Genomic DNA, 9,611 nt, shown 5'->3' on the forward strand with positions numbered 1-9,611 from the left:
TACTGATCGAGGTGAGTGCGATGGACGCGTGGCGGCGGGCGCTGCTGGCGGTGGTGTGCGGGGTGGCGGTGGCGAGCGTCTACGCCGCGCAGCCGGTGCTGGAGCCGATGGCGCGCGATCTCGGCGTGCCGGCGCGGCTCAGCGGGTGGATCGTCGCCACCGGTCAGCTCGGCTACCTGGCGGGGCTGGTGCTGCTGGTGCCGCTCGGCGACGTGGCCGACCGGCGCAGGCTCATCGCCGCCCACCTGGCGGTCACCGCGTCGGGGCTGGTCCTGGTGGCCTCGGCGCCGGTCGCGTGGGTGGCGTTCGCGGGGTTCGCGGTGGCCGGGATGTTCGCGGTCGTGGTGCAGACCGCGGTGGCCTACGCCGCGTCGGTCTCGCCGCCCGCCGAGCGCGGGCGGACCATCGGCGTGGTGACCTCGGGCGTCGTGGCCGGCATCCTGGGCGCGCGGGTCGTCACCGGCGCGCTCGCCGAGGTGTGGGGCTGGCGCGGCGTCTACGCGGTGCTCGCGGTGCTGTCCCTCGCGTTCGCGGCCCTCGTACCGGCCTTCCTGGCGCCCGAGGAGCGCCCCCGCCCGCCGGCGGGCCGGCGGAGGGTGGTGGCCGTCCCGCTCGGCGGGCTGCTCGGGCAGCGGCTCTTCCTGACGCGCGGGCTCATCGCGTTCTTCCTGTTCGCCTCGTTCGGAAGCTTGTGGAGTGGGTTGTCCCTGCCGCTGGCGGGCCCGCCCTGGCGGCTGGGCGAGAGCCAGATCGGGCTGTTCGGCCTCGCGGGGCTCGCCGGCGCGCTCGGGGCGGCCCGCGCGGGGCGGTGGGCGGACGCGGGACGCGCGAGCCGGGTCACCCGCGCCGCGCTCGCCCTGCTCGTCCTGTCGTGGGCGGCGATCGCGCAGCTACCGCGGTCGCTCTGGCTCCTCGCCGCCGGGATCGTGGTGCTCGACCTCGCCGTGCAGGCCGTCCACGTGAGCAACCAGCACCTGCTCACCGCCGCGTACCCGGAGCGCACCAGCGCCGTCATCGGCGGTTACATGGTCTTCTACTCGCTCGGCTCCGCCCTCGGCGCGGCCGCCACCACCGCCGCCTTCGCCGCCTGGGGCTGGGCGGGCTCCAGCCTCCTGGGAGCCGGGTTCGCGGCCTGCGCGCTGGCGGTCCGGGCGGCCGGCGGGCCATGCTGGGGCTCATGCGGTCGATCCATCTCGTGTCCTGCGCCGTCGTCAGCCTCCTGCTGCTCGCCCTCGTCGGCCGGCCGGGCGAGACCATGACGCGGATGGGGGACTCCTCCTATCCCTGGCGTCCGGCGGGGTGGGGGACGCCGTCGATCGACGTCGTCGGTAGAGCTTCCTTCGCGGCCGAGGTATACGGCGATGTGGCGGTGAGCTCGTGGTGGGGCCTGCGTGGCGAAGGACTGCTCGGAGAGCGGATCACGGACGGATCCACGGCCTGGCGGTACGAGAACGGCTGGACGGGGACGACCCGCTGGTCCCACCCGTCTGCCTCGTCCGCTTCCTGCCGCACAGGAGACCCCGTCCTCGGCTCGGTCCGCAGCGCGGGCGAGACCGTGCTCGTCTTCCAGGACTGCGCGGGCGCGGAGGCGAACGTCGCGCTCGGCGCCGACCGCCTGGCGTCGGTGGACGACGGCGGCGCTCTGGTCGTCCGCGGGGTCCAGGACGGGAAGGTCCTCTGGCGCGTCCCGTCGGCGGGGCTCAGGGACAACCCCTACGGGGAGGCGATGGGGGTGTCGGACGAGCTGGTGACCGTGCGATCGAGGACCGAAGTGGCCGCCTACCGGATCGCCGACGGCCGCACCGCCTGGCGCCGTGCCCTGAGCGGGGAGGGGGACGGCACCGTGCTGACGGACGGCGTGGACACCTACGTCGCCGAGGACGCGACGACGCTCGTCAAGCTCGACGCCCGCACGGGACGCGTCGTGGACCGGCACCGCTTCGAGGCCGACATCACCCCGCGATGGACGCGCGACGGCCTGGCCGGCATCGGCGTGGGCACCGGCGACGACGCGGTGGTCGGCTGACACCTCCCGGCGAGACCCCGCGCCCGGGCGTCCGGGCGTCCGGGCGTCCGGGCGTCCGGGCGCCCACACGCCCGCGCGCCCACAGGCCCGCGCGCCCACAGGCCCGCGCGCCCACAGGCCCGCGCGCCCGCGCGCCCGGGCGGCGGGTCAGGCGAGCTTGAGCAGCAGCTCGGCCAGCTCGTCCGGCATGGTGATCATGCAGTCGTGCCCCGTCTCCAGCTCCCACACCCGCGACGGGTCGCCGTTGGGCTGCGTCGCCGGGACCGGCCGCCGCTCGATGCCCTCCGGCACGGCGCCGACGCAGTGGATGTGCGCGCGCGGGATCGCCCGTGCGGCCGGATCGGCCAGCCGGACCCGCTGCTGGAAGCAGAGCACCGGCTGGTCGGACAGCATCGCCCGCAGCCAGGCCACGTCCGCCGGTTCTGTGACCCCGAACAGGCCCAGGGGCGGCGGCAGCTCGGGCATCGGCGGGATCCGCCAGCCGGTCCCGGACCCGGCGGCGCGGTCGATGAGGGCCTGCGTCACGGGCTGCACGTCCAGCGCGTTCTCGCCGTCCTCGGGGACCATCGCGTCGAGGTAGACCAGCTGGGCGACGCGGCCGGGGACGCGCTCGGCGGCCGAGGAGACGACCAGCCCGGCGTAGCTGTGGCCCACCAGGATCACGTCGGTGAGGTCCTTCTCGGTGATCAGGCCGACGACGTCGTCCACGTGCGTGTCCAGTCCCACCTCGGGGCCGAGCAGGTGCGCCCTGTCGCCGAAGCCGGTCAGTGACGGCGCGAGCACCCGGTGCCCGGCCGAGGCCAGCGGCGGGACCACCCGCTCCCAGCACTGCCCGCTGTGCCAGGCCCCGTGTACCAGCAAATATGTTGACATGTGTGACTCCTCGCTCTCGGCAGCGAGGTTCCCGCCCGCCCGCCGGCCGGGCCAGAGCCCCCGCGATCCTGGGGGTGACAGGACCAGGCACGGGCGAAGGCGCGCCGGTTACCGTGGGGACATGAGCGGGGGCATGAGCGGGGACCTGAGCGGCGCGACCAACCTTCTCGGCGACTACGTACGCGCCCGCCGGGAGCTGGTCACCCCCGAGCAGGCCGGCATCCCCTCCACGGGCGTGCGGCGGGTGCCGGGCCTGCGCCGGGAGGAGGTCGCGATGCTCGCCGGCATCAGCGCCGACTACTACCTGCGCCTGGAGCAGGGCCGCGACCGCAATCCCTCGGCACAGGTCCTCGAATCCCTCGCCCGCGTGCTGCGGCTCGACGACGACGCCACGGCCTACCTGCTGCGCCTCGGAGCCGGAGAACCCCGGCGGCGCCGGCGGCGGCCCCGTAAGGAGACCGTCCCGCCGGGCGTCGCCAAGCTCGTCGGCACGCTCGCGCTGCCCGCGTACGTGGAGGGCCGCTACTTCGACGTCCTCGCCGCCAACGCGCCGGCGACCGCCCTGTCACCGCGGCTCGCGGCGGGGCGCAACCGCCTGCGGGACGTGTTCCTCGACCCCGCCGAGCAGGCCCTCTACCCGGACTGGCGGGACGCCGCGCAGGGCATGGTCGCCGGCTTCCGCGCGTCGGTCGGCACCGACACGGACGACCCCCGGTTCATCGAGCTGGTCGGCGAGCTCTCCCTGGCCAGCCCGCTCTTCAGCCGGCTCTGGGCCCGCCACGACGTCAACACCTGCCACGGCACCCCCAAGCACCTCGACCACCCCCAGGTCGGGAGCCTGTGGCTGAACCGGGAGCGGCTGGCCGTCAGCGGCACGCCGGGCCGGACGCTCGTCGTCCTCCACCCGGACCCCGGCACCGACAGCGCCGACAAGCTGGCGCTCCTCGCGTCCGTCACGCGGGGCTGACCCCGGCCCGCCGCGAGGAGCCGCCGGCGGCCGTCCTTCCTCACAGGGACCGGGGCAGGCCGAAGTAGGGGAAGATGCTCGAGTCGCGGAACCACGTGATCGCCGAGATCCCCTCCCCGGTGGTGGTGAGCACCAGCAGCCCGTACGCCCGGGCGATCGCGGCCTCCTGGACCGGCAGGTAACACCCGAAGGCCGGTTGCCCGTTGGCGCGCGTGGGCACGGCACGCAGCGCGACGCCCCGGCGGTCCTGCGTGTACCGCAGGAAGTCGCCGATCGCGACCGGACCCTGGTACTCGTAGGGCTCGGGCGGCATGGTCAGCCACGCGTCGTCGGTCAGCAGCGAGACGATCCCGTCGATGTCCCCGGCTTCCAGGGCGTTGACGAACAGGCCCGCCAGCTCGCGCTCGCGGGGCGAGCGCGGCGCGGAAGCCCCTTCCCAGCTCGTCTCCAGGGCGCCGCGGGCCCGTTGCAGCAGCCCCTTCACCGCGGTGGGCGTGCTGTCCAGCATCTCCGCGGCCTCGCCCGGCCGGAAACCGAGGACGTCGCAGAGCACGACGGCGGCCCGCTGGCGGGGCGGCAGGCGCTGGAGCAGGACGGTGAACGCCAGGCTGACGCTCTCGCGCTCCTCGTAGCGGACCTCGGGGCCTGGGGGCGCGGTGAGCGCGTCCTCCAGCAGGCTGTCGGGGTACGGTTCGAGCCAGAGCGGCTCGCCCAGCCGCGTGGGCTCGGGCAGCCGGGCGGCCTCCTGGGGGCGGCGGGCCCGGTCACGCAGGGCGTTCAGGCTGCGGTTGGTCGCGATCCGGTACAGCCAGCCGCGCAGCGACGCGCGGCCTTCGAAGCTCTCCCGGCCGCGCCAGGCCGCGAGCAGGGTCTCCTGCACCAGGTCGTCGGCGTCGGCGAGCGAGCCGACGATGCGGTAGCAGTGCAGGCGCAGCTCCTTCCGGTAAGGCTCGATGAGCTCGGCGAACGCGTCGTCGACGCGCGGTTGGACGATGTCGGACACGAGGTGGCCCCCATCCTTCCCTGTTGTGACACCTCTTTCCCTGTTATGACACCAGCCGGCCCGCGGAAGGAACGGTCCGATCCTGGACCGGCCGGTGTCCTGATCCGGTATGAACCGAACAAGCACCTCACGATGGGTCCTCGGGCTGACGTCCGTGGCCGCGCTCCTGGTCGGGCTGGACGCGACCGTGGTGTCCACCGCCCTGACGTCCATCAGGGCCGGGCTGGGCGCCTCCGGCGAGCAGCTCGAATGGATGGTCAACGCCTACACCCTGAGTTTCGCGGTCCTCATGCTGACCGCGTCCGCGCTGGGCGACCGGTTCGGCCGCAGGCGGCTGTTCGCCGTCGGGCTGGCGGTCTTCGGCGCCGCCTCGGTGTGGTGCGCGCTCGCGCCGGACGCCGGCTGGCTGATCGCCGCCCGTGCCGTGCAGGGCGCGGGCGCGGCCGCGGTGATGCCGCTGGCGCTGGCGCTGCTGGGCGGGGCCGTCCCGCCCGAGGGGCGGGCCAGGGCTCTGGGGACGTTCACCGCGGTGGTGGGCACGTCGGTCCCGGTCGGCCCGCTGCTGGGCGGCGCGATCGCGGACGGGCTGTCCTGGCGGTGGATCTTCTGGCTGAACGTGCCGATCGTCGCGGTCCTGATCCTCGCGGTCGTGCGCCTGATGAGCGAGAGCCGTGGCGCGCGGGTCCGGATCGACGTGCCCGGCCTGCTGCTGGGCACCGGGGCGGCGTTCGCCCTGGTCTTCGGGCTGGTCAGGACGGAAGCCGTCCCGCTCGTGGCGGGCGTGGCGCTCGTCGTGGCCTTCGTGGTGGTCGAGCGGCGGCGGGCCGAGCCGATGTTGCCGATGCGCCTGTTCGCCTCCCGCGCGTTCTCCGCCGGGAACGTGGCGATCTTCCTGCTGTGGGCCTCCACCTTCGGCTCGCTCTACTACATGGCGCAGTTCCTTCAGGTCGGCCTCGGCTCCCGGCCGCTGGTGGCGGGGTTGCAGCTGATGCCGTGGGGGGCCATGACGGTCCTGGTCCCGCGGCTGGCGGGCGCGCTGATCTCCCGTTTCGGCGAGCGGCCCTTCCTCGTCGCCGGGATGGTCCTGCACGGAGGGGCCATGCTGTGGATCGCCGCCGTGGCGTCGCCGCACGGGGACTACCGGCAGCTGATCCTCCCGCTGGTGTTGTCGGGCGCGGGCGTCGCCGCCGGGATCCCCGCCACGCAGAGCGCGGTGCTCGGCGCCGTCGCCCCGGCCGACATGGGCAAGGCTTCCGGCGCCTACAGCACGCTCCGCCAGCTCGGCGGCGCGTTCGGGGTGGCCGCGCTGGTGGCGGCCTTCTCCGCCGCGGGCGGCCTCGGCACGCCGCAGCGGTTCACCGACGGCTTCACCGCCGCCCTCGTCCTGAGCGCGGTCCTGGCCGGCGGGGCGCTGATCGCCGGGTTCGTGCTGCCCGGCCGGCCGGGCGCCGCTCCGGCGCCGGTCCCGCCCCGCAACCCGCGGCCCGAGGTCGCGGATCGCGCCTAGGACCACGGACCGCGCCTAGGACCACGGATCGCGCCTAGGACCACGGATCGCCCGAGCACATCGGGACGGCGACCCGGCCGGGCCGTCCGGCCGGGCTTGGAAGAAGATCATCACCTCTGGAGGACGCACATGAGCGGATCGTCGCTCGAGGACAAGAACGCCGTGATCCCCGGCGCCGGCCACGCCGCGCCCCCGCCGGTGGAGGCCGCCACGACACACCGGGCGGACAGGTCCGGCCTGAGGGACAAGGCGGAGCTGCTGCGCGCGCTGCACGTCCCGGGCGCTCCGCTGGTGCTGCCCAACGCCTGGGACGTGGGCAGCGCCCGCGCCGTCGTCGAGGCGGGTTTCCCGGTGGTCGCGACCGCCAGCAACGCGATCGCCGCCGCCCTGGGCCACGACGACGGCGAGGGCGCCCCGATCGGGGACATGATGTTCGTCGCCCGGCGCATCGCGGCCTCCGTCGCCGTGCCGGTCACGGTGGACGCCGAGGCCGGTTACGGGATGGCCCCGGAGGAGCTGGTCCAGCTCCTGGTCGGGATCGGCGCCGCAGGCTGCAACATCGAGGACAGCGACCACGTCAACGGCGGCCTCGTCGACGTGGACGTCCGTGCCGCCTACCTCGCGCGGATGCGCGAGGCCGCCGGCCGGATCGGGGTGCCGCTGGTGGTCAACGCCCGGATCGACTCCTTCTTCCCCACCTCGCCGCTGCCCGGGGACCGCAGGCGCGCCGACGCGATCCGCAGGGCCGGGGCGTACCTGGCGGCCGGCGCCGACTGCGTGTTCCCCGCCGGAGCCGGGCCGGAGGACCTACGGGCCATCGTCGCCGAGGCGGGCGGGCCGGTGAACGCCGGTCTCGCGCTGGGACGCGGGTCGCTGGACGAGCTCCGGGCGATCGGCGTGGCCCGGGTCTCGGTGGGCCCCCAGCTGTACCGCGGCGCCCTCGACCACCTGCGTACCGCCCTCCGCCCGCTCCTCCAGGAGGTCTCCGAACCCTAGGAACGGCCTGCGAGGGGTGCCCCGCGTGGCGGGCGGCGACCACTGCCTATGATCTTCATGACCCTCCTCCGACGGAAGGACCGGAGCATGCGGATCAGCCTTCCCCGTGACGGCCTGATGGCGGTGGCGGTCCTGGACCTGCTCGCCGCCCTGTCGATGGTCGCGGGAGGAGTGACGCCCACGCCTGCGGCGGTGGTGGCCGCGGCGGTGGTCGCGCCGCTGTCCGCCCTGGGCCACCTGCACGCCTACCGGCTGTTCAGGGCCGCTCGCGAGGGCGGCGCCGCGCCGGGGGAGGCGCTGAGGACGGTCACCGACGCGCTGGTGCCGCTCCCGGTGCGCATGCTCATGAGAGCGGAGCGCACGAACCTGGCCGGCTTCGCCCTGTGGGTGAGGCGGCGCCAGGACGGGGTGCCGCCGGGCGGTACCGCCCTGGCGTACGCGAGGAGCCAGCGGCCGCTGCTGCTGATGTTGTCGTTCGCCGTGATCGTGCAGGGCGTCGCCCTGGAGGGGATGCTGGCGGTCTCGGGCGCCACGGCCGGCCTGCGTGCCGTCGTCATGGCGGCCGACGTCTACCAGCTCCTGTTCGTGCTGGCGCTCGGGGCGGCGTCCGCCACCCGGCCCCATGTCGTGACCGCGGAGGAGCTGCGCATCCGCTATGGCGCGTACGTCGACGTGCGCGTCCCGCGCGAGCTCATCGCCTCGGTCGGGGTGAGCCGCAACTACGACGCCCGCCGGGTGATCGAGATCACCGACGACCCCGCCGCCGCTCTGAGCAGCCTGAAGGGGTGAGCTACGGGGGAGGCGCGGTGCTGTCGCGGACGACGAGCTCGGTGGCCAGCTCGACGCGGCTCTGCGGCAGCGGCTCGCCCTGGGCCAGGGTCAGCAGCATCGAGGTCGCCGCGGCGGCCATCTCGGTGAGGGGCTGGCGGACGGTGGTCAGCGGGGGGATGGTCCAGCGCACCGACGGCATGTCGTCGAAGCCGACCACGCTGAGGTCGTCGGGGACGCGCAGGCCGAGCCGGCGGGCCGCGTGGTAGACACCGACGGCCTGGCCGTCGTTGGTGGCGAAGATCGCGGTCGGCCGGTCGGGCAGGCTCAGCAGCCGGTGCGCCGCGGCCTGGCCGCCCTCGATGAGGAAGTCGCCCCGGTCGATCAGCTCCGGGGCGACGGGCACGCCGGCCAGGTCGAGGGCCGTGCGGTAGCCGTCGAGCCGGGCCCGGCTGGGCAGCGCGGAGTCGGGCCCGGTGATGATGGCGATGCGGCGGTGGCCGAGCTCCAGGAGGTGGCGGGTGGCCGCGAGGCCGCCGTTCCAGTTGCCGGCGCCGACCGACGGGATGCCCCGGGCGGGGACGTCGGCCGGGTCCAGCAGGACCAGCGGGATCTCGCGGCGGGCGAGGTGCTCGTGCTGGGTCTCGGTCAGGCCGGAGAACACGGCGATCACGCCGCTCGGGCGGCGCCGCAGCACGCCCTCCAGCCAGGTGTCCGCGGCGGCGCGGTCGCGGTGCAGGTCGGCTATCCCCACCGTGAGGTCGTGCTCGCGGGCGACCCGCGCCACGCCCTTGGTGATCTCGGCCGGGTAGTCGCCTTCCAGCGCGTGGAAGACCAGCTCCACCAGGGCGGTCGGCGTGGAGCGGCGGCGCTGGCGCCGGTAGCCGTGCCTGCGGATGAGCTCCTCCACGGCGGCGCGGGTCTGGGAGGACACCTCGGAACGGCCGTTCACGACCTTGGAGACCGTCGCGGTGGAAACGCCCGCCAGCTCGGCGAGCTGCGCGATGGTGAGGGGGGACGACTCCGCGGTCATGGCGGCAGTCTAGCCACGGGACGCGGGGCGGCGGCGCGCGTGCCAGGGCGGTCGTAGGGCCCTGGGCACGTCGATGCTCCCAGACCTCGTGCCCAGGGCCCGGTTCGCCCGGTGGCCCCGGGCCCGGCCGGGAAGGAGCCGGGCCCGGGGCCACGCCGTCAGCGTCGAGATGTCAGCGCTGGGGTGTCAGCCGCTGGGGTGTCAGCGCTGGAGGGTCAGCAGGCCGGGGCGGTAGGGCAGCAGGCCGTAGTCGCCGCCGGAGCTGGGGCTGCGGCCCTGGTAGAGCAGTTGCAGGTTGCAGGGGTCGACGGTCATGGTCTGGTCGGCGCTGGTGCGGATCAGTTCGCCGTGGCTGATGTCGTTGGTCCAGGTGGCGCCGCTGTTGGCCTTGCCGGCGAAGGGGTTGGCCTCGGTGGCGGCCTGGGGGGTCCAGGAGCC

The 9,611-nt window shown here is 75.0% G+C and carries 10 protein-coding genes; 6 read left to right on the forward strand and 4 right to left on the reverse strand.

Translation table 11 applies throughout. The annotated features are described in order from the left end of the window. Window positions 1-20 precede the first annotated feature (20 nt). Window positions 21-1,259 (forward strand): MFS transporter, encoded by a 1,239-nt coding sequence (locus AB0H75_RS30245; protein WP_367802034.1) that lies wholly within the window; start codon window positions 21-23, stop codon window positions 1,257-1,259. Continuing rightward, a complete protein-coding gene (locus AB0H75_RS30250; RefSeq protein WP_367802036.1) occupies window positions 1,178-2,026 on the forward strand; it encodes a PQQ-binding-like beta-propeller repeat protein in 849 nt (282 codons plus the stop codon). Before AB0H75_RS30245 ends, AB0H75_RS30250 begins: the two co-directional genes overlap by 82 nt. Before the next feature lie 147 nt (window positions 2,027-2,173). Here AB0H75_RS30250 and AB0H75_RS30255 read toward each other — a convergent pair whose 3' ends face one another. Beyond that, the gene (locus tag AB0H75_RS30255; RefSeq protein WP_367802038.1) at window positions 2,174-2,899 is read right to left on the reverse strand and encodes an alpha/beta fold hydrolase; all 726 of its coding nucleotides are present in this window, start codon (window positions 2,897-2,899) and stop codon (window positions 2,174-2,176) included. 121 nt (window positions 2,900-3,020) lie between these two features. On the opposite strand from AB0H75_RS30255, the gene AB0H75_RS30260 reads away from it, so the two are divergent. After that, the gene (locus AB0H75_RS30260; RefSeq protein ID WP_367802040.1) at window positions 3,021-3,866 is read left to right on the forward strand and encodes a helix-turn-helix domain-containing protein; all 846 of its coding nucleotides are present in this window, start codon (window positions 3,021-3,023) and stop codon (window positions 3,864-3,866) included. Between the two features lie 40 nt (window positions 3,867-3,906). Here the strand turns inward: AB0H75_RS30260 and AB0H75_RS30265 are convergent, their stop codons facing one another. Next, complete coding sequence (locus AB0H75_RS30265) at window positions 3,907-4,869, reverse strand: RNA polymerase subunit sigma-70 (RefSeq protein WP_367802042.1); 963 nt, start codon at window positions 4,867-4,869, stop codon at window positions 3,907-3,909. A 109-nt stretch (window positions 4,870-4,978) separates the two neighbouring features. Between AB0H75_RS30265 and AB0H75_RS30270 the strand changes: the two genes are divergently transcribed. The 3 genes from AB0H75_RS30270 to AB0H75_RS30280 all read left to right on the forward strand — a co-directional run bounded on the left by AB0H75_RS30270 (window position 4,979) and on the right by AB0H75_RS30280 (window position 8,161). Then, window positions 4,979-6,376: an MFS transporter gene (locus AB0H75_RS30270; protein WP_367802043.1), complete on the forward strand. Its 1,398-nt coding sequence runs from the start codon at window positions 4,979-4,981 to the stop codon at window positions 6,374-6,376. A gap of 129 nt (window positions 6,377-6,505) precedes the next feature. After that, complete coding sequence (locus AB0H75_RS30275) at window positions 6,506-7,372, forward strand: isocitrate lyase/phosphoenolpyruvate mutase family protein (protein WP_367802045.1); 867 nt, start codon at window positions 6,506-6,508, stop codon at window positions 7,370-7,372. A gap of 87 nt (window positions 7,373-7,459) precedes the next feature. After that, on the forward strand, window positions 7,460-8,161 hold the full coding sequence (locus AB0H75_RS30280; RefSeq protein ID WP_367802047.1) for a hypothetical protein: 702 nt from the start codon (window positions 7,460-7,462) through the stop codon (window positions 8,159-8,161). A 1-nt stretch (window position 8,162) separates the two neighbouring features. On the opposite strand, the gene AB0H75_RS30285 is transcribed toward AB0H75_RS30280, so the two are convergent. Then, window positions 8,163-9,173 carry a LacI family DNA-binding transcriptional regulator gene (locus AB0H75_RS30285; RefSeq protein ID WP_367802050.1) on the reverse strand — a complete coding sequence of 337 codons (1,011 nt, stop codon included), beginning with the start codon at window positions 9,171-9,173 and terminating at the stop codon, window positions 8,163-8,165. Between the two features lie 201 nt (window positions 9,174-9,374). Beyond that, window positions 9,375-9,611: non-reducing end alpha-L-arabinofuranosidase family hydrolase (locus tag AB0H75_RS30290; protein ID WP_367802052.1), on the reverse strand; the 237-nt coding region annotated here is incomplete at its 5' end.

The sequence above is a fragment of the Nonomuraea sp. NPDC050783 genome, assembly GCF_040802095.1.
Taxonomy (GTDB): domain Bacteria; phylum Actinomycetota; class Actinomycetes; order Streptosporangiales; family Streptosporangiaceae; genus Nonomuraea.